The organism is Streptomyces sp. NPDC094143 (assembly GCF_040303825.1).
Lineage (GTDB): Bacteria > Actinomycetota > Actinomycetes > Streptomycetales > Streptomycetaceae > Streptomyces.
Genome location: NZ_JBEOTZ010000031.1, coordinates 68009 through 90929, shown reverse-complemented (window position 1 = coordinate 90929; position 22921 = coordinate 68009). Strand labels below are relative to the sequence as shown.

General features: G+C 72.3%; 23 protein-coding genes. 11 read left to right on the top strand and 12 right to left on the bottom strand.

The window, feature by feature from the left end; translation table 11 throughout:
• Nucleotides 1-24: 24 nt before the first annotated feature.
• Nucleotides 25-1422 carry a GntP family permease gene (locus ABTZ58_RS31085; protein WP_351363829.1) on the top strand — a complete coding sequence of 466 codons (1398 nt, stop codon included), beginning with the start codon at nucleotides 25-27 and terminating at the stop codon, nucleotides 1420-1422.
• 96 nt (nucleotides 1423-1518) lie between these two features.
• Here ABTZ58_RS31085 and ABTZ58_RS31080 read toward each other — a convergent pair whose 3' ends face one another.
• From ABTZ58_RS31080 to ABTZ58_RS31065, 4 genes are all read right to left on the bottom strand, one after another.
• On the bottom strand, nucleotides 1519-2142 hold the full coding sequence (locus ABTZ58_RS31080) for a cytochrome b/b6 domain-containing protein (protein ID WP_351363826.1): 624 nt from the start codon (nucleotides 2140-2142) through the stop codon (nucleotides 1519-1521).
• Nucleotides 2126-2875, bottom strand: a complete 750-nt coding sequence (locus ABTZ58_RS31075) for a molybdopterin-dependent oxidoreductase (protein WP_502996156.1) — start codon at nucleotides 2873-2875, stop codon at nucleotides 2126-2128. The genes ABTZ58_RS31080 and ABTZ58_RS31075 overlap by 17 nt, the downstream gene beginning before the upstream one ends.
• Before the next feature lie 87 nt (nucleotides 2876-2962).
• Nucleotides 2963-4501: an APC family permease gene (locus ABTZ58_RS31070; protein ID WP_351363823.1), complete on the bottom strand. Its 1539-nt coding sequence runs from the start codon at nucleotides 4499-4501 to the stop codon at nucleotides 2963-2965.
• A gap of 34 nt (nucleotides 4502-4535) precedes the next feature.
• Nucleotides 4536-5486: a tetratricopeptide repeat protein gene (locus tag ABTZ58_RS31065; RefSeq protein ID WP_351363820.1), complete on the bottom strand. Its 951-nt coding sequence runs from the start codon at nucleotides 5484-5486 to the stop codon at nucleotides 4536-4538.
• A gap of 363 nt (nucleotides 5487-5849) precedes the next feature.
• On the opposite strand from ABTZ58_RS31065, the gene ABTZ58_RS31060 reads away from it, so the two are divergent.
• The 4 genes from ABTZ58_RS31060 to ABTZ58_RS31045 are packed head-to-tail and all read left to right on the top strand — an operon-like array spanning nucleotide 5850 to nucleotide 8063.
• Nucleotides 5850-6755, top strand: a complete 906-nt coding sequence (locus ABTZ58_RS31060; protein ID WP_351363817.1) for a DMT family transporter — start codon at nucleotides 5850-5852, stop codon at nucleotides 6753-6755.
• Between the two features lie 33 nt (nucleotides 6756-6788).
• Nucleotides 6789-7304 carry an NUDIX hydrolase gene (locus tag ABTZ58_RS31055; RefSeq protein WP_351363814.1) on the top strand — a complete coding sequence of 172 codons (516 nt, stop codon included), beginning with the start codon at nucleotides 6789-6791 and terminating at the stop codon, nucleotides 7302-7304.
• Nucleotides 7305-7341: 37 nt separating this feature from the next.
• Nucleotides 7342-7734: a YidH family protein gene (locus ABTZ58_RS31050; protein WP_309096417.1), complete on the top strand. Its 393-nt coding sequence runs from the start codon at nucleotides 7342-7344 to the stop codon at nucleotides 7732-7734.
• Nucleotides 7731-8063 (top strand): DUF202 domain-containing protein, encoded by a 333-nt coding sequence (locus tag ABTZ58_RS31045; protein WP_351363811.1) that lies wholly within the window; start codon nucleotides 7731-7733, stop codon nucleotides 8061-8063. The genes ABTZ58_RS31050 and ABTZ58_RS31045 overlap by 4 nt, the downstream gene beginning before the upstream one ends.
• A 33-nt stretch (nucleotides 8064-8096) precedes the next feature.
• Here ABTZ58_RS31045 and ABTZ58_RS31040 read toward each other — a convergent pair whose 3' ends face one another.
• Entirely contained in the window at nucleotides 8097-9041 is a 945-nt protein-coding gene (locus ABTZ58_RS31040) for an NADP-dependent oxidoreductase (RefSeq protein ID WP_351363808.1), read from the bottom strand.
• A 198-nt stretch (nucleotides 9042-9239) separates the two neighbouring features.
• Between ABTZ58_RS31040 and ABTZ58_RS31035 the strand changes: the two genes are divergently transcribed.
• A complete protein-coding gene (locus ABTZ58_RS31035) occupies nucleotides 9240-10274 on the top strand; it encodes a phosphotransferase family protein (protein ID WP_351363805.1) in 1035 nt (344 codons plus the stop codon).
• Nucleotides 10275-10279: 5 nt separating this feature from the next.
• Nucleotides 10280-11494 (top strand): acyl-CoA dehydrogenase, encoded by a 1215-nt coding sequence (locus tag ABTZ58_RS31030; RefSeq protein WP_351363802.1) that lies wholly within the window; start codon nucleotides 10280-10282, stop codon nucleotides 11492-11494.
• A gap of 45 nt (nucleotides 11495-11539) precedes the next feature.
• Here the strand turns inward: ABTZ58_RS31030 and ABTZ58_RS31025 are convergent, their stop codons facing one another.
• The 3 genes from ABTZ58_RS31025 to ABTZ58_RS31015 are packed head-to-tail and all read right to left on the bottom strand — an operon-like array spanning nucleotide 11540 to nucleotide 14596.
• The gene (locus ABTZ58_RS31025; RefSeq protein ID WP_309096412.1) at nucleotides 11540-12133 is read right to left on the bottom strand and encodes a TetR/AcrR family transcriptional regulator; all 594 of its coding nucleotides are present in this window, start codon (nucleotides 12131-12133) and stop codon (nucleotides 11540-11542) included.
• A gap of 28 nt (nucleotides 12134-12161) precedes the next feature.
• The gene (locus ABTZ58_RS31020) at nucleotides 12162-13826 is read right to left on the bottom strand and encodes a class I adenylate-forming enzyme family protein (RefSeq protein ID WP_351363799.1); all 1665 of its coding nucleotides are present in this window, start codon (nucleotides 13824-13826) and stop codon (nucleotides 12162-12164) included.
• The gene (locus ABTZ58_RS31015; RefSeq protein ID WP_351363796.1) at nucleotides 13823-14596 is read right to left on the bottom strand and encodes an SDR family oxidoreductase; all 774 of its coding nucleotides are present in this window, start codon (nucleotides 14594-14596) and stop codon (nucleotides 13823-13825) included. Before ABTZ58_RS31015 ends, ABTZ58_RS31020 begins: the two co-directional genes overlap by 4 nt.
• Nucleotides 14597-14744: 148 nt before the next feature.
• On the opposite strand from ABTZ58_RS31015, the gene ABTZ58_RS31010 reads away from it, so the two are divergent.
• On the top strand, nucleotides 14745-15980 hold the full coding sequence (locus ABTZ58_RS31010) for an exo-beta-N-acetylmuramidase NamZ family protein (protein ID WP_351363793.1): 1236 nt from the start codon (nucleotides 14745-14747) through the stop codon (nucleotides 15978-15980).
• 141 nt (nucleotides 15981-16121) lie between these two features.
• Here ABTZ58_RS31010 and ABTZ58_RS31005 read toward each other — a convergent pair whose 3' ends face one another.
• Nucleotides 16122-18920, bottom strand: coding sequence for a penicillin acylase family protein (locus ABTZ58_RS31005; RefSeq protein WP_351363790.1), 2799 nt, complete (start codon nucleotides 18918-18920; stop codon nucleotides 16122-16124).
• Between the two features lie 265 nt (nucleotides 18921-19185).
• Here ABTZ58_RS31005 and ABTZ58_RS31000 point away from each other — a divergent pair, with 265 nt between their 5' ends.
• Nucleotides 19186-19788: a hypothetical protein gene (locus ABTZ58_RS31000; protein WP_309096407.1), complete on the top strand. Its 603-nt coding sequence runs from the start codon at nucleotides 19186-19188 to the stop codon at nucleotides 19786-19788.
• Between the two features lie 75 nt (nucleotides 19789-19863).
• A complete protein-coding gene (locus ABTZ58_RS30995) occupies nucleotides 19864-20577 on the top strand; it encodes a 3-keto-5-aminohexanoate cleavage protein (protein WP_309096406.1) in 714 nt (237 codons plus the stop codon).
• Between the two features lie 283 nt (nucleotides 20578-20860).
• Here the strand turns inward: ABTZ58_RS30995 and soxR are convergent, their stop codons facing one another.
• Nucleotides 20861-21343: a redox-sensitive transcriptional activator SoxR gene (soxR, locus tag ABTZ58_RS30990; RefSeq protein ID WP_351363785.1), complete on the bottom strand. Its 483-nt coding sequence runs from the start codon at nucleotides 21341-21343 to the stop codon at nucleotides 20861-20863.
• Nucleotides 21344-21439: 96 nt separating this feature from the next.
• Between soxR and ABTZ58_RS30985 the strand changes: the two genes are divergently transcribed.
• Complete coding sequence (locus tag ABTZ58_RS30985; protein WP_351363782.1) at nucleotides 21440-21901, top strand: MaoC family dehydratase; 462 nt, start codon at nucleotides 21440-21442, stop codon at nucleotides 21899-21901.
• Here the strand turns inward: ABTZ58_RS30985 and ABTZ58_RS30980 are convergent.
• The gene (locus ABTZ58_RS30980; protein WP_351363779.1) at nucleotides 21892-22557 is read right to left on the bottom strand and encodes a TetR-type transcription factor C-terminal domain-containing protein; all 666 of its coding nucleotides are present in this window, start codon (nucleotides 22555-22557) and stop codon (nucleotides 21892-21894) included. The two genes, ABTZ58_RS30985 and ABTZ58_RS30980, sit on opposite strands and share 10 nt — an antisense overlap.
• An 82-nt stretch (nucleotides 22558-22639) precedes the next feature.
• Complete coding sequence (locus tag ABTZ58_RS30975; protein WP_351363776.1) at nucleotides 22640-22894, bottom strand: YiaA/YiaB family inner membrane protein; 255 nt, start codon at nucleotides 22892-22894, stop codon at nucleotides 22640-22642.
• Nucleotides 22895-22921 lie beyond the last annotated feature (27 nt).

Here is a 22921-nt window from a genome sequence, read left to right as displayed (position 1 = left end):
TCCCCAACGCAAGGGAAACACCCCGTGACCAGACTCAGCGTCGAGATGCTGGCAGCGGACGCACCCGAGCCGATCACCTCGGCCGGCCACGCTCAGCTGGGCATCGCCGTCCTGGCGGGCATCGCCGTCATCGTCCTGCTCATCACCAAGTCCAAGCTGCACGCCTTCCTGGCGCTGACCATCGGGTCGCTGGCGCTCGGCGCGATCGCCGGGGCGCCCCTGGACAAGGTCCTCACCAGCTTCAGCGCCGGCCTCGGCTCCACGGTCGCCGGTGTCGGTGTGCTGATCGCCCTCGGCGCGATCCTCGGCAAGATGCTCGCCGACTCCGGCGGTGCCGACCAGATCGTCGACACCATCCTGGCCAAGGCGGGCGGTCGCTCGATGCCGTGGGCGATGGTGCTCATCGCCTCCGTGATCGGACTGCCGCTGTTCTTCGAGGTCGGCATCGTGCTGCTGATCCCGGTGGTGCTGATGGTGGCCAAGCGCGGCAACTACTCGCTGATGCGCATCGGCATCCCGGCGCTCGCGGGCCTGTCCGTGATGCACGGCCTGGTGCCGCCGCACCCCGGTCCGCTGGTCGCGATCGACGCCGTCGGGGCCGACCTCGGCGTGACGCTGGCGCTCGGCGTCCTCGTCGCCATCCCGACGGTGATCATCGCCGGGCCGGTGTTCTCCAGGTACGCGGCCCGCTGGGTCGACGTCCCGGCCCCCGAGAAGATGATCCCGCAGCGCGCCTCCGAGGAGCTGGACAGGCGTCCCGGCTTCGGCGCCACGCTCTTCACCGTGCTGCTCCCGGTGATCCTCATGCTCGCCAAGGCGCTGGTCGACATCGTCGTGGACGACCCCGAGAACCCGGTGCAGCGCGTCTTCGACGTCATCGGCGCCCCGATGATCGCCCTGCTCGCCTCGGTGCTGGTCGGCATCTTCACGCTGCTGCGGCCCGCCGGGTTCTCCAAGGAGCGGATCTCGCCGCTCGTCGAGAAGAGCCTCATGCCGATCGCGGGCATCCTGCTGATCGTCGGCGCGGGCGGTGGCTTCAAGCAGACGCTCATCGACACGGGCGTGGGGCAGATGGTCCTCGACATCTCCGAGGACTGGGCCATCCCCGCGCTGCTGCTGGCCTGGCTGATCGCCGTGGTGATCCGGCTCGCGACCGGTTCGGCGACGGTGGCCACGGTCTCGGCGGCCGGTCTGGTCGCCCCGCTCGCGGCGGACATGTCCACCACGCACGCCGCCCTCCTCGTCCTGGCCATCGGCGCCGGCTCGCTGTTCTTCAGCCATGTCAACGACGCCGGGTTCTGGATGGTGAAGGAGTACTTCGGGCTGAGTGTCGGCCAGAACATCAAGACCTGGTCCGTGATGGAGACGATCATCTCGGTGGTCGCCGGCGGTCTGGTCCTGCTGTTGTCCCTGGTGATCTAGGAGCGCCGCGCCACGGCGCCGTGAGCCGTCGGTGGTCGTGCCTCCACGGGTGCGTCGTGGCTCGTCGCGCGGATCCCCGCGCCCTGGGGTGACGGACTACTCGCGCCACAGAGGGTGTTCCCTGTCGGCCCACTCTCTGCTCACCCTGCCCGTGCGCATGCCCCTTCTCGCCTCCGGGTCCGCCAGGGCCATGCCGATGTGGCCGGCCAGGACGACGCCGAGGGTGAGGGCCAGCCAGTCGTGGACGAAGGTCGCGCTGGTGCGCCAGAGAAGCGGGGTGAGGTGGGTGAGCCACATCATCAGGCCCGTGACGAGCATGACCACGCTCGCTCCGGCGATCCAGGCCGCGTAGATCTTCTGGCCGGCGTTGAACTTGCCCGCCGGCCGGGAGCCGTCCCTTGTGTCGCGGCGCAGGGCGGCGCGCAGCCAGGTGCGGTCGTGCGGGCCGAAGCGGTTGAGGCGGCCCAGGTCGGCGCGGAAGGCGCGGGAGGCCAGGCCCGCCAGCACGGGGACGGGCAGGGCGAGTCCCGACCAGACGTGCAGTGTCACGACGAGGGCGCGGCGGCCGACGAGTTCGGCGAGCTGCGGGACGTAGAGGCAGGCCGCCGTCACCACGCAGACGCCCGTCAGCGCGGCCGTGGTGCGGTGGATCCAGCGCTGGGCCGGGGTGAAGCGGCGCACGTCGGCCACTGCCGCGCGCGGGTCAGCTCGTAGGCTCATCGTCCCGTCCGTTCGAGCGGCCCACCCAGGCGTCGACGTCGTAGCCGCGCTCCTCCCAGTAGCCCGGCCGGACCTCGTCGGTGACGGTGACGCCGGAGAGCCACTTGGCGGACTTGTAGAAGTACATGGGCGCCACGTAGAGGCGGACCGGGCCGCCGTGGGAGTGGCCGAGGTCCTTGTCCTGCATGCGCAGGGCGACCAGGACGTCGGCGCGGCGTGCCTGGCCGAGGGTGAGACTCTCGGTGTACGTGCCGTCGAAGCAGGTGAAGCGGATCGCCCGGGCCGTGGGGCGGACCCCGGCCGCGTCCAGGAGGCGGGACAGGCGTACGCCCTCGAAGGGGGTGTCCGGGACGCGCCAGCCGGTGACGCACTGGACGTCGCGGACCAGGCGGGTCTGCGGGAGGGCTCTGAGGTCGGCCAGGGTGTAGGTCGTGGGGTGGTCGACCAGACCGTCGACCCTGAGGCGGTAGGTGCCGGCGTTCTTGCGCGGGACCGACGAGGCGACCGAGTAGTAGCGGAAGCCGCCGCCGTTCGGGAGCAGGCCGGTCAGGCCGGTGGGGTCCCTGTCGGCGGCGCTGCCGAGGAAGCCCTCCAGGCCGCGTTGCAGCGGGGGTGCGGCGACCACGCCGAGGGCGCCCAGGGCGAGGGTGCCGAGGAAGACGCGGCGGCCGACCGGGGTGCCCCGGTCCTCGGGGTGGTCTGCGTCCACGCCCTCGGGTACGTCCTGATTCACGTCCTCATTCGAACACCCGCGGTCCCTCCAGGACAGGGATCGCGGGTGTTCGTCAGAGTTACGTAACCACTTCTCGTGCGGGCACGGTCAGGACGACGCCGCCTTGTCCAGCTGGAACGCCTCGTTGCCGAGCCCGATCCGGGCGTGCTTCTCGGGGGCGCGGGCGCGCAGCACCAGGCCGAGGACCAGGCCGGCGACGAGCGCGAGGCCGATGATGCCGGGCAGCACCCAGCTCAGCGCGGAGCCGGGGCCGGCGCCGACCAGGACGTCGAAGTCCCTGACGGTGTAGCCGGCGATGACGAGCAGGGCGATCCCGGCCAGTGTGGAGGTGACCAGCCGCCAGGCCTGGGCGCCGGCGGCGCCGCGGCGGACGAAGAAGACGACGACCGACAGGGAGGCCGCCGCCATCAGGACGATCACGCCGAGGGCGCCGATGTTGCCGAGCCAGGTGAACAGGTGCAGGACGGGGGCGGTCGGGTCGCCGGCCGGCCTGTCGTCGGCGATCGCGAAGGCGGCCACGACCACCACGGCCACCACGCTCTGCAGCAGCGAACCGGTGCCGGGGGCGCCGCTGCTGCCGCTGGTGCGGCCGAAGGCGGCGGGCAGCAGGCCCTCGCGGCCCATGGCGAAGGCGTACCGGGCGACGACGTTGTGGAAGCTGAGCAGGGCCGCGAACATGCCGGTGACGAACAGGACGTGCAGCACGTCCGTGAAGGTGCCCCCGAGGCGGGACTCGGTGAGGAAGAACAGCAGTCCGGCGCTCTGCTTCCGCGCCGTGCCGACGATCGCGGCGGGGCCGGTGGCGACGGTCAGGGCCCAGCTGCTCAGCGCGAAGAAGACGGCGACCCCGCCGACGGCGAGGAACATCACGCGCGGCACCAGCACGTGCGGGCGACTGGTCTCCTCGGCGTACACGGGGGCCTGCTCGAAGCCGAGGAACGCGGCGACGCAGAAGCACAGCGCGGTGCCGACGCCCGCGCCGGTGAGGGTGTCGGGGTTGAAGGCGTGCAGCGACAGGCCCTCCTTGCCGGGGTCGGCGAGGGCCGCGATGTCGAAGATCACCACCAGGAGCACCTCGATGACCAGCAGGACGCCGAGCACGCGGGCGTTGACGTCGATCTTCAGCCAGCCCAGCAGCCCGACGGCGAGCGCCGCCACCAGCGCCGGTATCCACCAGGCGACCTCGATCTCGGCGTAGGTGGCGAGGAGCCCGGAGACCTCGAAGCCGAGGATGCCGTAGATGCCGATCTGGAGCGCGTTGTAGGCGACGAGGGCGACCAGGGCGGCGCCCGCTCCGGCGGTGCCGCCGAGGCCGCGGGAGATGTAGGCGTAGAAGGCGCCCGCGTTGTGGACGTGGCGGCTCATCTCGGCGTAGCCGATGCCGAACAGGATCAGGACGACGCCCAGGACCACGAAGAGCAGGGGCTGGCCGACGATGCCCATCACCGCGAATGTGGTGGGCATGACACCCGCGACGACCATGAGCGGGGCGGTCGCGGCGAGCACGGAGAGCAGCAGGCCCCCGGTGCCGAGCCGGTCGGCGCGCAGGGCGCGCTCCTGCCCCTTGAACGTACTGATGCCGCCGCCGGGGGCGGAGGTGTTCGTTCTCGAACTGTCCGTGGTCATCGGGAGGGCGTCCTCACTGGTGGGGTACGGGGGGTCAGGCCGTGCCGAGCGCGCCGGCGCGGGCGGCGGCGAAGGCGGTGTGCGGGTCGCGGTCCGGGTACGACCAGGGCGCCGGAGTGGCGTGGCGGCCGATCCGGTGGAACAGGGCGGCGGCCTCGGCGCCCCGCCCCTCGCAGAACTTGGCGTGAGCGAGGAAGTTCAGGTCGATCAGCCGCCGCGGATGGCCTTCCAGCTCCCACTCCAGCCACCAGTCGAAGGCGGCCTTCATCACCTGCCGGGCACGGCGCCCGTTCCAGTGGCCGGAGGCGACCGGATCGGGGGACTCATGCCCGGCGGCGGCCAGCGCGCGATAGCGCTCGGCGTGGGCGATGACCGGCAGGATCGCGAGCGGGGAGTCGGCGGGTGCCTGTTCGGCGGCCCAGTTGGCGAAGTCGTAGACCTCGTGCAGGGGGTCGGGGCCGGCCTCCGGGCGACGGCAGGCCAGGCGGGCGACCATCAGGTGGTGGGCGTGGTGGTGGTCGGCGTACCGGGCGCGGACCTGCTCGAAGGTCCGGATGACGTCCTGGTCGCCGCCGACCGCGCACTCCAGCATGAGCAGCCCGAGCCAGGGGGTGGGGTCGGCGGGGTGGCGGCCGGCGGCCTCCTGGCAGGCCTCGCGGGCGCGGGCCGGTCTGGCCTTGCCGCGCAGGACGCGCCGGACCTCGGCCACGGCGAGCAGGACGGGGGCGTCGGCGGACTCGGGTTCGGCGAGCAGCCACTCCCGGGCCCAGGCGGCCGTGTAGGACTCGCGGGCCAGGACCGCCACGCGGTGGCCGCGGCGGTCCCAGTCGTCCCCGGTGTGGACCAGCAGGGAGCGGGCGTTCTGCCAGCGGCCCTGTGCCAGGGCGGCGCGCGCGGTCACGAGGTCGGCGTCGTCGAGGGCCTCGTCGAAGGCCTGCGCCGCGCGTTTGCGGCCACGGCCGAGGGGAGGCGGGGGTGGGGACACCGCGGGACTTCCTCACGCGCTCTTCTGGTGTTTCGGCTCACGGTGGTCACCGGTGCGCGGGTGTGCGCACCGCCATGAACTGATCACGGACAGCCAACCCCCCACCAACGGTTGCCGTCAAGGCCCGCCGTCGCGTTACACGCGTCAAGTGCCGTTGCTCGTGAGGGATTTGTGATGGACGAAACACCTGATGAGCAGGTGCCAGGCAGTCGAATCATCCCTTTCGCCCTTTGTGGCGTACGTCATAGCGTGCGCGGGCGGCGACCCCGACGATGGCAGGACGTACGGGTGCGCCGGGCGGACCGGCCCGGACAGTCGGCCCCTACGCAACCGTGACCCGACCTGATCATCGAGGTACACCGCGTGTCGGTTCTTGTCCTGGCCCTCGCCCTGAGCGCCGCCTGCTGCCTGGGCTTCGGGTTCGTCCTGCAGCAGAACGCGGCCCAGCGGGCCCCGCTGAGCGACTTCCTCTCCTTCCGGCTCCTGCTCGACCTGGTCAAGGTGCCCCGCTGGCTCGGCGGCATCGGCCTGATGGTGGCCGGCATGGCGCTGGGCGCCGCCGCCCTCGGGCAGGGTGAGCTGTCGCTGGTGGAGCCGCTGCTGGCCACGAATCTGCTCTTCGCGCTCGCATTGTCCCGCAAGCAGTCCCGGCAGCCGTTGGGCCGCCAGGGCTGGGCCGGTCTGCTGCTGCTCGCGGGCGGCGTCACGGCGTTCATCGTGGCGGGGCGTCCCGAGGGCGGCACGGCGAGCGCCGATCCCGTACGGCAGTGGCTGATCATCGGCGTGATGATCGGGCTCGCCCTGCTCCTGACGGCACGCGGCCGGCGCTCCCGGCTGGGCTCAGGGCCGGTGCTGCTGGCGCTGGCCGCCGGGCTGCTGTACGGCGTGCAGGACGCGCTGACCCGGGTGAGCGGGCAGACGGTCGCGGAGGGCGGTCTGGCCGAGCTGATGACCGGCTGGCAGCCCTACGCGGTCCTGGCGCTCGGCGTGACCGGGCTGGTCCTCGTGCAGAGCGCCTTCGAGACGGCGTCCCTGCGCAAGTCGCTGCCCGCCCTGACCGCGGCGCAGCCGCTCGCCGGGATCGTCTGCGGTGTCGGGTTCCTGGGCGACCGGCTGCGCACCGACGCGGTGGCACTGACCTGGGAGGCCGGAGGTCTGGCGGCCGTGGTCGCCGGGATCGTGCTGCTGGGGCTGCATCCGGCGATGCCCACGGGGGCGGCGCGGCCCGCGCCGGTCGCCGCGCCCGCCGTGAGCCCGGCCTCCTCCTGACGACCCCTGCCCGGCCCCTGCTTGGATGAGGCCATGAGCGCTGCTGACGAGATCCTCGACATCGTCGACGAGCACGACCGGGTCGTCGGTCAGTCCCCCCGGGGCGAGGCCTACGCCCGGGGACTGCGGCACCGCTGCGTGTTCGTCCAGGCCCGGGACGCCGAGGGCCGGATCTTCGTGCACCGGCGGACCCCGACCAAGCTGGTCTTCCCCTCCCTGTACGACATGTTCGTCGGCGGGGTCGTCGGCGCGGGCGAGGCCTACGGCACGGCCGCCCTGCGCGAGGCCGAGGAGGAACTGGGCGTCTGCGGCCTTCCGGACCCGCGCTTCCTCTTCAAGTTCCGCTACGACGACGGCGCCGGCCGCAGCTGGTGGTCGGCGGTGTACGAGGTGCGCTGCGAGCTGCCGGTGAGCCCGCAGGTGGAGGAGGTCGACTGGCACGATTTCCTGCCCGAGGACGAGGTGGAGCGGCGCCTGGCCGACTGGGAGTGGGTGCCGGACGGGCTCGCGGCGTACGAACGGCTCAGGGCGTTCCGGGCGACGGGCTGACGCGGTGGGCCATCCCGCCCCGGGTAGGGTCGCGCACGTGATCGAGTTCGTACGGAACGTCCGGTTGTGGTTCGCGCCCGCGGAGGTGCGGCGGGACGGTGAGACGCCCGACTACCGGTTCTCGCTGGCGAACGAACGCACCTTCCTCGCCTGGCTGCGCACCGCGCTCGCGCTGATCGGCGGCGGCTTCGCCGTGGACCAGTTCCTGCCGGACCTGCGCTGGGGCTGGCGGGTCGGGCTGGCACTCGCCCTGCTGGCCGCGGGCGTGCTCTGCTCGCTCCGGGCGGTCAACCACTGGGTGCGCTGCGAGCGGGCCATGCGCCGGGGCGAGGACCTGCCGGTGTCCCGGTTCCCCGCACTGCTGAGCCTCGTCGTGGCGGTCGTGGCCGTCGCGATGGTCTTCGTCGTGCTCGTCGGGTGGGAGGGGTGAGCCCGGCGGCGGTCCGGCGGGATGCCGGCCGCGATCCCGGGCTGCAGCCGGAACGGACCCGGCTCGCGTGGCGGCGTACGACGCTTTCCGGCACGGTCGTCGCCGTGCTCGCCGTGAAGACCACGCTGCACGGCGGGGCGTCCCCGGCCGGGATCCTGGCGTGCGCGCTGTGCTGTGTGCTCTGGCTGGGCGTCCTCGGCATCGCCCACCGCCGGATCCGCGTCCTCGCGGCGACGCCCGGTCCCGTGGCGTTCGCGCCCCGGCACGCCGCGGCGGCGGTGCTGTGCACGGTGGCGATGGCGGTGTGCGGGGCGGCTCTCGTCCTCTAGGACGGCGGACTCCCATTCAGGACCGCGCGACTCTCACTCGCCGTCGCTCTCCCAGTCCACCGTCACGACGATCTTGCCCCGGGTGCGGCCCTCCTGGTTCAGCCGGTGCGCGTCCGCCGCCCGCTCCAGCGGGAACGTCCGATCGACGTGCACGCTCACCACGCCCTGCTCCGCCAGTCCGGACAGCCGGCGCAGGTCCTCGGCGTCGGGGCGGACGAAGTAGTAGCGGCCACCGTAGTTCACCACCTCGTTGTCGGCGATGGACACCAGCCGGCCCTCGGGGGCGAGCAGGTTGGCGGAGACCTTCAGCGCGTCCCCGCCGACCGTGTCGAAGACCGCGTCCACCCCCTCGGGCGCCAGCCCCCGCACCCGCTCCCCCAGGCCCTCCCCGTACGACACCGGCTCCCCGCCCAGGCCCCGCACGAAGTCATGGTTCGCCTCGCTCGCCGTACCGATCACCCGCGCCCCGAGGTGGATGCCGAGCTGCACGGCGATCGAGCCCACGCCACCGGCCGCCGCGTGCACCAGGACGGTCTCGCCCCGCTTCACTTCGAGCACCCCGCGCAGCACCTGGTAGGCGGTGAGCCCCACCAGGGGCAGGCCGGCCGCCTCCTCCCAGGTGAGGTTGCGCGGCTTGGGCGCGAGGGTGCGCAGGGGCGCGGCCACGTACTCGGCGAAGGTGCCGCGGGAGAGGAAGTCCTCCCGGACGTAGCCGATGACCTCGTCCCCGACGTCGAACTCCGAGACGGCCACGCCGGGCCGGACGACGACGCCCGCGAGGTCCCAGCCGGGCACCACGGGGAAGACGGGGGCGAGGACAGGGTCCAGATAACCCTCGCGGGCCTTCCAGTCGATGGGGTTCACGGCCGCCGCCCGCACCTTCACCAGCACCGCGTCCGGGCCGACCACGGGGTCGCGCACCTCCCCGAACGCCAGCACCTCGGGCCCGCCGTACCGGGAGTAGCTGATCGCCTTCATGGATCCGACCCTCAAGGCTCGGCGGGCGGCGCGCAAGCCGGATGGCCTGAACGAACCGGCCGGAAAGCCCCCGGCGCCCCGCGCGGGCCGCCGTCGGCCTATCGTGGTTCCGATCACGTTTCGGCCCCCCTCTGGACGACATACCGACCGGTCGGCATCATGAGTCGGGAACTGTTCCCCTGCCCGTAGGAGCGACGCATGAGCCCCGACCACCCGCCCGGACTCGATCTCGACCGGCTGCGCGGCCTGCTCGACCGGGAGCGGCCCGGACTGGTCGGCGGACCGCTGTCCGGCCGGCTGATCGAGGGCGGACGGTCGAACCTCACGTACGCGGTCTCCGACGGCAGCGAGCGGTGGGTCGTACGGCGGCCCCCGCTCGGCCACGTCCTGGCCACCGCGCACGACATGAAGCGCGAGCACCGGGTGATCAGCGCGCTGCACCCGACCGCGGTGCCGGTGCCGCGGCCGGTGCTGCTGTGCGAGGACGAGGAGGTGCTCGGGGCGCCCTTCTACGTCATGGAGTTCGTCGAGGGCACGCCCTACCGCACGGCCGACCAGCTCGTCCCGCTCGGTGCGGAGCGCACCCGGGGCGCGGTGCTGAACCTGGTCGACACGCTCGTGGAGCTGCACGCGGTCGACCCGGCCGAGGTGGGTCTGGCCGACTTCGGCCGGCCCGAGGGCTTCCTGGACCGGCAGCTGCGGCGCTGGGGCAAGCAGCTGGACGCCTCCCGCAACCGCGACCTGGACGGCATCGACGAGCTGCACGCCGCGCTCGGGCGCGAGCTGCCCCGCTCCCCCGCCCCGGCCGTGGTGCACGGCGACTACCGGCTCGACAACGTGCTGATCGGCGAGGACGACTCGATCCGGGCGATCCTCGACTGGGAGATGTCGACGCTGGGCGACCCGCTCACCGACCTCGGCCTGCTGGTCATGTACAGCATGCCGCTCGGCATGCCCGGGTCCCCCGTCTCCACCACCGCCGAGGCGCCCGGGCATCCGGCACCGTCCGAACTCATCGAGCGGTACGCCGCGCGCTCGGGACGCGACGTCTGCGCGGTCTCCTGGTACACGGCCTTCGCCTGGTTCAAGCTCGCCGTGATCCTGGAGGGCATCCACTACCGCTACACGCTCGGCCAGACGGTCGGGCGCGGCTTCGACCGCATCGGCGACCTCGTGCCCGTCTTCGTCCGGCACGGACTGACCACGCTCAACGAAGGCCTCCAGGAGGGCTGATCCGTATGGACTTCGCTTTCGACGCGCGCACCGAAGAGCTGCGCGCCAAGCTCCTCGCCTTCATGGACGAGTACGTCTACCCGGCCGAGGCCGTCGCGCACGAGCAGCGCGAGCGGCTCGACTCCCCGTGGGAGACCGTGCCCGTGGTGGAGGAGCTGAAGGCCGAGGCCCGCAGGCAGGGCCTGTGGAACCTCTTCCTGCCGGACTCCGAGTACGGCGCCGGGCTCACCAACCTGCAGTACGCGCCCCTCGCCGAGATCATGGGCCGCTCCCCGCAGCTGGCGCCGACGGTGACGAACTGCGCGGCGCCCGACACCGGCAACATGGAGGTGCTCACCCAGTTCGGTGACGAGCAGCAGCGCAAGCAGTGGCTGGAGCCGCTGCTGGCGGGCGAGATCCGCTCGGCGTTCGCGATGACCGAGCCGGACGTGGCCTCCTCCGACGCCACCAACATCACCACCCACATCGAGCGGGACGGCGACGAGTACGTCATCACCGGCCGCAAGTGGTACATCTCCGGGGCCATGCACCCCGACTGCAGGATCTTCATCGTCATGGGCAAGACCGACCCGGACGGGGAGGACATCCGGCGCCAGCAGTCCATGGTGCTGGTGCCGCGCGACACCCCGGGCGTCACGATCACGCGCGCCATGCAGGTGTTCGGGTACGAGGACCACTCCCACGGCGGGCACGCCGAGGTGGTCTTCGACCACGCGCGCGTGCCGGTGTCGAACCTGGTCGGTGAGGAGGGCGGCGGATTCGCCATCGCGCAGGCGCGGCTCGGGCCCGGCCGCATCCACCACTGCATGCGGCTGATCGGCATGGCCGAGCGGGCGATCGAGCTGATGTGCCGGCGGGCGGTGTCCCGCAACGCCTTCGGCAAGGCCCTGGCGCAGCAGGGCGTGGTGCACAACTGGATCGCCGACGCGCGGGTGACGGTGGAGCAGCTGCGGCTGCTGGTGCTGAAGACGGCGTGGCTGATGGACACGGTGGGCAACCGCGGGGCGCACACCGAGATCCAGGCGATCAAGATCGCGACCCCACGGGCGGTGGTGGAGATCCTCGACCGGGCGATCCAGCTGCACGGGGCGGGCGGGGTCAGCCAGGACTTCCCGCTGGCGGAGCTGTACGCGGGGGCGCGGACGCTGATGATCGCGGACGGGCCGGACGAGGTGCACCAGCGGTCGCTGGCCCGGCGGGAGCTGAAGCGGTACGTGTGAGGCCGGGGGGTTCAGGGGCGGGGCCTCTGAACCCCGGTCGGCGTGTCACGGGCGCAGGGCGCGCAGCAGCAGGTCGGCCAGGTGGTCGGCGACCTCCTGGGGGCTGAGCGGGCCGTCCGGGCGGTACCAGGTCGACAGGTGGTGGACCGAGCCGAAGTGGTAGTCCACGACCAGGTCGGCCGGGGTCGCCCTGGAGAAGACGCCCGCCTCCTGGCCCTCCTCGACCAGCGCGCGGAAGCGCTCGTGGTAGCGCCGCCGCTCCGCCCGCACCTGCTTGTTCTTCTCCGGGCTCAGGTGGTGCATCGACCGCCAGAAGATCGACGCGTCGTCGAGGTTGTCGATCGTCGTCACCACGACGTCCGCCGCCGCGGCCCGCAACCGCTTCTCGACCGGCTCGTCCGCACCCGCCACCGCGTCCAGCCGCTCCTGCTGGATGCGCAGCACGCGCGCGTACACCTCGTGCAGAAGGTCGTCCTTCGAGCCGAAGTAGTGGTACAGCGCCCCTTTGGTGACACCGGCCGCCTCGACGATCTCCTGCACCGAGGTGCGGTCGTAGCCCTGCTCGGCGAAGAGCCGGGTGGCGGCGGCCAGGAGCCGCTGAGGGACGGGAGTGCCGTCCGGGTCCGTGGTCCTGGGCACTGCCGCCACCTGCCTTTCCGTACTGCTGTCAGTTGCCTTGCGTCCGGGAACGGAGCTCCCGACGGAGGATCTTCCCACTGGCCGTCTTCGGCAAGTCCGGCAGGATCTCCACCTGGCGCGGGTACTTGTAGGCGGCCAGTCTCTCCTTGCAGTGGGCGGCCAGCGCATCCGGGTCCGTCTCGGCGCCCGGGCGCAGGCTGATGTACGCCTTGACGGTCTCGCCGCGGTACCCGTCGGGCACGCCCACCACGGCGGCCTCCCGCACCGCCGGGTGCGTGTAGAGCACGTCCTCGACCTCGCGCGGCCACACCTTGAAGCCGGACGCGTTGATCATGTCCTTCTTGCGGTCGACGACGTACAGCCAGCCCTGCTCGTCCACGAAGCCGATGTCGCCGGTGCGCAGCTCGGCGCCGGGGAAGGTCTCGGCGGTGGCGTCGGGGCGGCGCCAGTAGCCGGGCACGACCTGGGGTCCGCTGACGACGATCTCGCCCTGCTCGCCGAAGGGCACCTCGTCACCGTGGTCGTCGACGATCCGGACGACCGTGTCGGGGCCGGGCAGGCCCACGGCGAGGGTTCCGGAGACCGGGTCGACGGGCGCCTCCAGGCCGGGGGGCACGGAGGCGCAGGGGGCCGTGCACTCGGTCAGTCCGTAGCCGTTGCGGATGTACGGGCCGAAGCCCGCCCGGAACTTCTCCACCAGCGCCGGGGGCAGCGGGGCGCCGCCGGAGGAGATCACCCGGAAGGAGGAGAAGTGGTCCCGGGCGACCGAGGGGTGCGCGGCCAGGGCCATGAAGGCCGTGGACGGGCCGACCGTGTAGTGCGGCCGGTGCTCGGCGAACGCGTCGAGGACGACGCCCGCCTCGAAGCGGTAGGCCAGCACGAGCGTGCCCCCGCTGTTCAGGCATGCACCGAACTGGCAGACCATGCCGGTGATGTGGAACAGGGGTGCCAGCGCGAAGTACACGGGCCGCTCGGGCAGGCCGAGGCCGGTCCGCTGCCGCTCGGCGTTGTACATGATGTTGCGGTGCGTGTTGGTGGCGCCCTTGGGCGTGCCGCTGGTGCCGGAGGTGTAGCTGATCAGCGCGATGGCGGCCGGGTCGGGGTCCCGGTCCTCCGGCGCCTTGTGCCCGGCCCGCGCCACGGCCACCAGGTCGTCCGCGTCCGGGGCCTGCGGCAGCCGCTCGAAGGTCAGCACGCGCGAATCGCCCCGGGTCTGGAAGTCCAGCTCGCACCCGGTGAGCACGATCCGCACCGGCGAGTCGGCCGCCGTCTCGCGCAGGTACGACTCCCAGCCCCGGTCCGAGCAGATCAGCGCGGCCACCTCGCCGTCGCGCAGGACGTGGGCCACCTCGCCCGACTTGTACATCGGGTTGACGGGCACGACGACCGCGCCCGCCTTCCAGGCGCCGAGCACGGCGAGCACGAAGTGCGGGGAGTTCTGCAGCAGCACCGCGACCCGGTCGCCGCGCTCCAGGCCCCGTGCCGCGAGGTGCCCGGCGACGGAGTCGCTGAGCGCGTCGACGTCCCGGTAGGTCAGCCGGCCGTCGAAGTAGGCCAGGAAGTCGGCATCGGGCGCCTCGGCCACCACCCGGCGCAGGGCGTGCACCAGGGAGTCCGCGGGGTCGATCGGGCCCTTCTGTGCGTCGCTGAGCAGGGCGAGCCAGGGCTTGGCCGCGTAACGGGATCCGGTCACCGGCCGGCCTCCCACTGCTGCTGGAGGCGGTTCATGCCCGACAGCCACCGGTCGGGGTCACCGGCCCGGGCCTGGTAGTACCCGGCGACCTCGGGGTGCGGCAGGATCAGGAAGCGGTCCTCCTCGACGCCCTTGAACAGGGCGTCCGCCACGTCCTCCGGCTCGATCGCGGTCGGCTGGAGCACCAGGTCGCCCGCGCTGCCCGTCGCGGCCAGCATGTCGGTGCGCACGCCCTGCGGGCAGATGGCGTGGACCTTCACGCCCCGGTGCCGGTAGGTCAGCGACAGCCACTCGGCGAAGGCGAGGGCGCCGTGCTTGGTGACGGCGTAGGGGGCGGCGCCGATCATGGTGAGCAGCCCGGCGGCGGAGACGGTGGAGACGAACCGTCCGCTGCCGCGCTCCAGCCAGTGGGGCAGCAGGGCGTGGGCGGCCCGGACGTGCGCCATCACGTTCACGTCCCAGGAGGCGGCCCAGGCCGTCTCGTCCAGCGGCCCGTCCGCGTCACTGCCCCCGAAGGCGACTCCGGCGTTGGCGCAGTAGACGTCGACGGTCCCGTCGAGCGCGTCCCGGGCGTCGTCGACGATCGCCGAGGCGTCACCGGCCACGGCCGTCCCGCCGATCTCCTCCGCGACGCGCCTGGCCCGCTCGGCGTCCAGGTCGTTGACGATCACCCGGGCACCCTCGGCGGCGAACCGCCGGGCGAGCGCGCTTCCGATCCCGCCCCCGGCTCCCGTGACAACGACGCCCGACCCCTGAAAGGCTCCCACCATCGGTCTCCTTAAGACGCGGCTCAGCAACAGGCCCAGACTAACCGGTCGGTATGTTTGAAGGAAGGGGGCGGCGCAGCACCCTAGGGGCGCGAGGAACGCGCGACCAGCCACGACGAACCGGCAGAAAACGGATCACGGAGGCCACTTCATGCGCCCTTCCAGACGAGCCGTCCTCACGGCAGCCGCCACGGCCGCCGTCTCGACGGCGCCCACCGCCGCCGCAGCCCCGCCCCACCACCGGCTCCGCACCGGCTTCGAACGACTCACCCGTGACGGCTACGCCCTGCTGGCCGGCCAGAAGGCCGGCATCGTCACCAACCCCACCGGCATCACCCGCGAGGCCCGTCACATCGTCGACGTCATGCACGCGGACGACCGTGTCGAGCTCACCGCCGTCTTCGGCCCGGAGCACGGCTTCCGCGGCACCGCCCAGGCCGGCGGCTCCGAGGGCCGCCACGACGACCCGGCCACCGGACTGCCCGTCTACGACACGTACCTCAAGAGCGGCCGCCCGCTCGCGGACATCTTCACCGCGTCCGGCGTCGACACGGTCGTCTTCGACATCCAGGACGTCGGCGCGCGCTTCTACACCTACATCTGGACGCTGTACGACTGCATGGAGGCGGCGCAGCTCGCGGGGAAGCGGTTCGTGGTGCTGGACCGGCCCAACCCGGTGACCGGCCGGGCGGCCCTCGGGCCCGTCCTGCACCGGGAGTTCGCGACGTTCGTCGGACGGCAGCCGATCTCCCAGGCGCACGGCATGACCGTCGCGGAGCTGGCGCGGCTGTTCAACGGGGAGTTCCTGACCGAGCCGGTGCCGCTGGAGACCGTGCCGATGTCGGGCTGGCGGCGCTCGGACTTCTACGACGCCTCCGGGCTGCCCTGGGTGCCGCCGAGCCCCAACATGCCCACGCCGGAGACGGCGCTGGTGTACTCCGGGACGTGTCTGTTCGAGGGCACCAACCTGTCGGAGGGGCGCGGCACCACCCGGCCGTTCGAGCTGCTCGGCGCGGAGGGGATCGACCGGCGCTGGGCGGCCGCCGCGAACGAACTCGCCCTGCCGGGCGTCCGGTTCAGGGAGGCGTACTTCGCGCCCACCTTCTCCAAGTTCCAGGGGAGGACGATCGGCGGGGTGCAGCTGCATGTGCACGACCGGGTGGCCTTCGACCCCGTCCGCACCGGGATCGGCCTGCTGGTCACCGCCAAGCGGGTCTGGAGCGGCTTCGCCTGGCGCCCGGACCACTGGATCGACAGGCTCACCGGCAGCACGCGCGTGCGCACGATGATCGACGCGGGCGCGGACACCGACGAGGTCGTGGCCGGGTGGCAGGAGGAGCTCGCGGCGTTCCGCCGGACCCGGCGGAAGTACCTCCTGTACCGCTGAGCGCGCGGCCGGCCGCCCCGCATCGGGCCGGCCGGCGCGCACAGCGACATCCTGCACGCGGAACCGGCCCGGCCGGTCCCGGCGGCGGGCCGCGTCCGCTGACCCGCCGCCGGACGGTACGTCACCGCGTACCCGGCGTGCTCACCGGTGCGAGGTGAACTCCACGACCTGCTGGTAGGTGGGCCGGTTCTGCCAGCTGATCGGGCCGTGCCTGATGCCGCCGAGGGTGCGGTGGTTGATCGAGTCGGCACACCACTGATCGCCCGCCGCGCACACGCCGTCGCCCGGGTAGACCTGTGCCACGGTCTTCCCGGCCGCCTCCTTCAGGGTGCGCACGAGGGTGTCGCGGCAGGCGCCGAGACTGCCGTCGCCGCAGTACGCACGGGCCAGCGGGCCCTTCACCTGCTCGCCGAGGACGGCCCGGAGGTCCTTGTCGACGTAGCTCCACCAGCCGTACTGGAAGGAGCTCCCGGCGTGCGAGCCGGTCGGGCCGTGCGCGGCGGACGGGGACTCGTCGACGGGCAGGTTGGCGGTCATGGCCTGGTACAGCTCGCCGCCGAGCCCGGGCCGGAACTCGGCCTCGACCAGCAGCGGCCACCAGGCGTCCAGGATGCGGATCGCGTCGGCGTCGGCGTACTTGCGGGAGCCGGCGGAGGTCTCGGTGCGCTTGCCCCCGGCGGCCACCCAGGCCTGCAGCTTGCTCACGGCGGCCGCCGCCGCGGGGTCGGTGACCGGCGCGCTGTTGACGACCTTCAGCAGCCTGGGCAGGACGTCCTCGGCCCGCAGGTCGGCGAGCCCGGCGTCCGCCATGGCCTTGACCAGCGAGGCCCGGGTCACCCCGCCCTGCCGGACCAGCCGTTGCACCCGGTCCTCAAGGAGGTTGCCGCGGTGCACGGATCCGTTGCCCCAGGGCGCGGTCGTGTAGTCCTTGGCCTGCTTGTTGTTCCAGGAGACGTAGTAGTCCTGGTCGACGGAGTGCGGGTGCGCGGAGGGCGGGGTGTAGTCGGCGGTGTTGGTCGCCGGCTCCCAGCCGCGCCACTCGTACGCGGGCCGGGCCCAGACCGGGAACTCGGCGTCGACGCCGCCGGCGCGGACCGGGTTGTCGCCGCTGTTGTAGTACGCGGTGTGGTCGGAGTCGGCGTAGAACCAGTTGAAGGTGTAGTTGATGTGCCGCACCGCCTTCTGGAAGTCCTCCGGGCCCTGCACGTAGCCGGGGTCGTTCAGCATCTGGAAGCCGATGATGGAGTCGGCCTCGTGCAGGAAGGACGAGCGCAGGGTGGTGTAGGCGACCTTCCTGCCGCCGACCGTGGCGCGGTACTCCACCGGCCCGTACTTCGTGCGCCACACGCGCATCGTGTAGGAACCGGCCGCGGTGCCGTCGGCGACCGTGGGCTTCCAGGCGTTCTTCTGCTCGACCTTCTCCATCGGCGTGCAGGTGCCGCGGTAGAGGTAGTGGTGGTCGTCCCGGCACAGTTCGACGGCGTACGTGTCGATGATGTCCTGGCCCGAGGTCGTGGCGCTCCACGCGTAGTCCTGGCCGCGGCCGAGCTCGACGTAGAAGCTCAGGCCGGCGAAGGAGGCGCCGCGGGCGCTGATGCCCGGACCCTGGATCTCCTGGAGCAGCAGAAGTTGCGGAGCGAAGTAGCCGGTCTGGGGGCCGAACACGGCGACGGGATGACCGCTGGCGGTGTGCTTCCCGCTCACCACGAGGGCGTTGGACATGCCGCGCTTCGCGGAGGACAGGGCCGTCTTCGCCGCCTCGCGGGAGGCGCCGGTGGCGCTCGGCGCGGCGGCGCTGCCGGTGCGGTCGTACACGAGCGGCTCCGCGCGCACCGAGCCGGCGTCGGGCAGGGCCGTGCCCTGCGGGGTGTCGGGCCTGGTCGCGTACGGGAAGCTGCCGGTCTGCTGGGTGAGGACGGCCTCCGGGTCGTTGCGCATCCGGAAGGACTCCCAGACCCTGGTGCCCTCGGCGACGCCGTACTTCTCCTGGGCGGCCAGCAGGGAGATCGCGTTGTCGACCTCGCCGCCCCCACCGGAGCCGAACAGCGCGCCGATGACCGAGGCGAGCGCCACCAGGTCGGTGATCTTGAAGTGTTCTATCTTCCCGGCGTTGGTGATTGAGTCCTTGTGCCCGGTGAGCACGTATTCACCGGGGAAGTAGCGGCCGCTGTCGGAGGCGTCGACATAGGCGTTGATGCCGTCGAGGTAGGCCTCGGCGTCGGCGAGGGCCTGTGCGCCGCGTTCGCCGTTCGTGGCCACGGCGTTGTCGATCTGCGCCTGCAGCTCCGCCTCGGTGTACGGGGCGTGCCGCCAGAACTGCTGCTCCAGCCCCTGGTTGGAGGGCGCGCCACCCGCGAAGGAGGTCAGCTGTCCCCGCCCGACGTGCCGGAAGACGTCCATCAGCCACAGCCGGTCCTGGGCCGCCGCCCAGCCTGCGCCGAACTCGGTTCCGTACCGCGTGGTGCCGGTGATGTGCGGCACGCCGGTCTTCTTGTCCCTGACGATCGTCACGTCACCGCGCCCGGCGGGCTTGACGGTGGAGGCGACCTGGTCCGCCGGGACGCCGAAGGACGCGTCGTTGAAGAAGGTGTTGATCTTTTCGTTGGTGAGCCCCGGGTAGCCCTTGGCGAGGTCGTTGTAGGGCCCGAGCTGGTCCTCGGCGTGTTCGGGCTGGGTGCCGAAGGCCTGGTTGAGGAGGATCTGGGCGAGGGTGGCGTTGCCGTTCTGACCGGGCGGGAGGATGTCCGAACACTGGTTCCCGCAGTGGTCGTTGGCGGCCGCCGCGGCCTGCGCGTTCGCCGTCTCCGCGGCCGCCGCTGGGGCGAGTGGCGACAAAAGACCCGCGATCAGGGCGCATACGGATGCGGTCTTCAGGAACCCGGGGATTCCGCGGGGAGTTCTCAGTCTGTCGAGAACGGTGCGTGGGTGACGCCGTGGCATGAGGGCTCCTCCCGACGTGGGGTGGGCGGGATGTTACCGCCGGTATCCCCGCCTTTGAAGATGAACAAGCGTCACTTTTGGAAGTCAGCACAACAGGCACACGGATCACGGCAGTCGACAAGTGAGCCTCGTCGGACGGCTTATGGAGGGCATTTGAAATCGGATGGAGCCGATTCGCTTGTCGATACGTCTATTCGGCGACGTCCGTACGACGACGCCGAAGTGACCGGATGTACAGGTGCAGGTGTGACGGAGGTGCAGGACGATGGCCGGTTTCCGGAGTCTGGCGAGACAGGTCCGCGATCCGCGGTGCGATCTGGCCTTGCGGCGTTATTCGCTGCGCAAGTGCCTTGAGAGGTTCGCGCCGTACGGGCACAGGGCGACCTGGGACCACTTGTGCTCCCGGGCAGGGTTCGGTCCCGAGGACCGCTCCCCCGATCCGGCGCGGCTCGTGGCCGCACTGGACGAACTGGAGGAGGCGCGGGCGGTCTGGCTGGCCTACGAGGTCGAGTTCGCCGAGCGCCGCAAGAAGGAGAAGCACGACGGGCTGCGCCGGCCGGGCAGCGTGGACGACTGGCACCGGCTGACCTGGGGCGGTTTCGGCGTGGCGTGGTGCGACGATCCGGCGGTCCATCCCCGTGAACCGCTGGCGGAGGTACTGCGCCGGCTGATCGCCGCGCTGGAGCGGGAACCGGGCTCGGGCTGCCCGGTGTGCGGTGGGGAACGACTCACCTGGAGGTACGACCTGGACCACGAGCCCTCGACGGGCCCGGTCTGCACGGACTGCGGAATCCTGGTGCCGCGTCCCGTGCTCACGCCCGAAGCCCTGGCGGACGCCAGGCGGGCGAGGTTGCTGGTGTCGGCTTGACGGATGCGGGTGCGCGGGGGGTGCGCCGGGGATGCCGCACCCCCACTGCCGGTGGGGCCTGGCACCATCGTCGACATGGTGCAGGTGTGTCTGAACGGTCCGCGGACGGCCGCTGACGGTACGGCGGTGCCGCTGACGCCCGAGGCGATGGCAGCCTCCGCCGCGGCCGCCGTCGCGGCCGGGGCCACGGACGTCCATGTCCATCCCAAGACGCCGTGCGGAAGGGACACGTTGTCGCCGCGGGTGCTGGCGGAGACCCTGACGGCGCTGCGTGCGCGCGTGCCGGTGCCGGTGGGGGTGACCACGGGGGCGTGGGCCGAACCGGACCCCGCCGCGCGGCTCGACCGGATCCGAGGCTGGACCGTCCTGCCCGACCACGCCTCGGTCAACTGGCACGAGCCCGGCGCGGAGGAGGTCGCCGCCGCGCTGCTCGATCTCGGAGTGGGCGTGGAGGCGGGCATCTGGTCCGGCACGGACGGGGCACGGCGGTTCGCGTCCTCACCGCTCGGGCCGAGGGTGCTGCGGGTTCTCGCCGAGGTGACGGACCCGGACCCTGCGACGGCGGTGACGTCCGCCCGGGAGCTGCTGTCCGAGCTGGGTTCCGCCCACGGCCGGCCCGTGCTGCTGCACGGGGAGGACGGGGGCGCGTGGCCGGTGCTGCGGCTGGCGGGCGAGTTGGGGCTGGCGACGCGGATCGGGCTGGAGGACGTCCTGCACCTGCCGGACGGGCAACGGGCCGGTTCCAACGCGGAGTTGGTGGCGGCGGGGTTGGTGGAGCACGGGCGCTGAGGGCCGGGGCGCACACAGCCCGGCGGAACGGGGTCCCCCGTACTGTCCGAGCAGAGGGCACCCCCAGCGCCGACGCGCCCTTCGCGGCAGCCGAGACGCACCCGCACCCGCCGGACGGCGCAAGGGGCCGTGCCGGGGGATGTCCGCCCGCAGCGGTTGGCGCGTCAACGAGGAGTGAGTCGGCACGCACGTCGATCGCGCCGTTCCGAGGACGGACACCCCCCGGCGCGGCCCCGCCCCCCACCCGGCGTCACGCGCCACGCGCACCCCCACCCCCCGCCGCCTAGGCGCCCCGCGCGCCCCCGCCCCCGTTGCGTTCCACCATCAGACGCGAACCCGCCCGGCGTTCACCGAACACGTCACCCGGGTTGGACAGGACGCACGTGTCGAGGGAGAGGCAGCCGCAGCCGATGCAGTCGGTGAGGTGGTCCCGCAGGCGGTTCAGCTGCTTGATGCGCTCGTCCAGCTCCGATCGCCACGCCTCCGACAGCTGCGCCCAGTCCTCCCTGGTCGGCGTCCGCTCCTCCGGCAGCCGCGCCAGCGCCTCGCGGATCGTCGCCAGCGGGATCCCGACCCGCTGCGCGGCCCTGATGAACGCGACCCGCCGCAGCGTGTCACGGGAGTACCGACGCTGATTGCCCGCCGTGCGCCGACTGCTGATCAGGCCCTTGGACTCGTAGAAGTGCAACGCGGACACCGCCGCCCCGCTGCGCGCCGACAGCTGCCCGACCGTGAGTTCGTGGATCTTCTCTGGAATCTGAGGCACCCCTCGAACCCTACCCAGTCCGTTGACACAACCCGCGCGGGCGACCATGCTAAGCAGTCGCTTAGAGATGCTCCCCGCACGAGAGGCCTGGAAGACATGGCACAGCCGAGGATCTTCACGTCCGTCGACGACCTGAAGTCGGCGGTCGGCGAGCAGCTGGGGTACACCGACTGGCTCGACATCGACCAGAAGCGCATCGACCTCTTCGCGGAGGCCACCGGCGACCACCAGTGGATCCACGTCGACCCGGAGAAGGCCGCCGCGGGCCCCTTCGGAACGACCATCGCGCACGGCTATCTGACCCTGTCGCTGCTCCCCCTCTTCGGCCCCCAGCTGATCTCCGTCGAGGGTGTGAAGATGGGCGTCAACTACGGCACGAACAAGGTCCGTTTCCCCTCCCCCGTCCCCGTGAACTCCCGCCTGCGCGCCACCGCGACGATCACCGGCGTCGAGGACGTGCCCGGCGGCGTCCAGGTGACGGTCGCCTTCACCGTGGAACGCGAGGGCGGCGACAAGCCCGTCTGCGTCGCCGAGTCCGTCTCGCGCTACTACGTCTGAGGCGCCGCCGGTTCCGCCGGGACGGCCGCGGAACCCGCCGCGCCCACCATCCGCAGCACGAGGTCGGCGTACAGCGCGCCGACCTCCTCCGGCGTCCGCGGCCCGCCCACGTTGAACCACCGCGCGACGTCGATGCACAGCGACAGCACCGCCAGCGTCGTCCCGTGCACGTCGATGACCTCGAACTCGCCCGAGCGCACGCCCTCCTCGATGATCCCGCGCACCTCCGCGTCGACCTGACGCCGCAGCGCGAGGATCTCGGCGCGGGCGTCGGGGCCGAGCGAGTCGAGTTCGTACTGCACCACCCGCGCGGTGGTCCGCCCACCCGCGTGCCAGCGCACGAAGGAGCTGACCGCGTCGGCGAGCCGCTCGGTGGGGCTGCCCTCGCGGCGGGACGCGGTACGCAGGATCTCCAGGGCCTTCTCGTGCCCGATCCTGCTGATGCGGTGCAGCAGCTCTTCCTTGGTCTTGTAGTGGATGTAGAGCGCGGCCGGGCTCATCCCGGCCCGGCCCGCGATGTCACGGGTCGTCGTGGCGTGGTAGCCGCGCTCGGCGAAGGCCTCCACCGCGGCGATCAGCAACCGCCGCGCCGCGTCGGGCGTGACCTCGCCCCACGCCTGCGCCTCGCCGTCGGCCGTCTCCTCCGCCGTACTCATCACTCGCCCCTCTCCACTGACAGGGCCACCACCATACCGCCGAAGGTGAGCGAGCGCTTAGCGCGGCCGCCCGGCAGCCGCCTCAGTGCTTGTCGAAGGGGGTGTACGTGGGTGCCGGCGCCGCGGCCCCCTCCTGCCGGTCGCGGATGACCTTGGCCAGCGTGAAGGAGGAGGTGACGAGGTACAGCACGGCGATGGCGAGGAAGCCCCGCACCCAGGCGTCGGCGCTCAGCTGGTAGATGCCGATCGCGGTGGCCGCCATGGCGACGGCGAAGGAGGCGACGGCCTGGCCGTAGAAGGCGGCCGTGTTCTGCTGCTTGCCCGGTGTGTCACTCATGGCGACAGCTTCGGCCACCGTGCCCCG